At 47.9% G+C, this 397-nt stretch carries 1 protein-coding gene; it reads right to left on the reverse strand.

The genetic code is table 11. From position 1 onward, the window contains the following. The coding region (locus NE664_15215) for a hypothetical protein (GenBank protein MCQ4727981.1) at window positions 1-397 on the reverse strand (397 nt) is incomplete at both ends.

The following is a 397-nucleotide window of genomic DNA, read 5'->3' on the forward strand; positions in this document are numbered from 1 at the left end:
CGCCGATGTCTCCGATCCGCTCCCGTGTCTGTTCCGCTCTGGCGATACCGGAAGAAGGAATTGTCAATATGACATTGTCGTCCTTGTCTAATATGGTAATTGCGTGTGGTGTCAGATTGATAAGCTCGGTATCGAGGAGACTCTCCAAATATCCGATCAACTCGTCCAGCCCCGTACCACCATCGTTTGTGAGTACGTCCATATAGTCGAGGCATCTAATCATGTCTGACGGAAAGCTTGATTCAGAATGAGCAAAAAATGTTATCCTAGCGTCTTCAACATCAAAGAAAAGGTATGCTCCGTCGGTGTCTCCGTCCGTATCATAGTCGTCATCGGCCTCGAGCAGTGTCTTAAAAATAGTCTGCTTGTCCCTCTTCCGCAGATCCGAAAAGTCCTT

Origin of the sequence: Anaerotignum faecicola (genome assembly GCA_024460105.1) — a bacterium.
GTDB lineage: Bacteria > Bacillota > Clostridia > Lachnospirales > Anaerotignaceae > JANFXS01.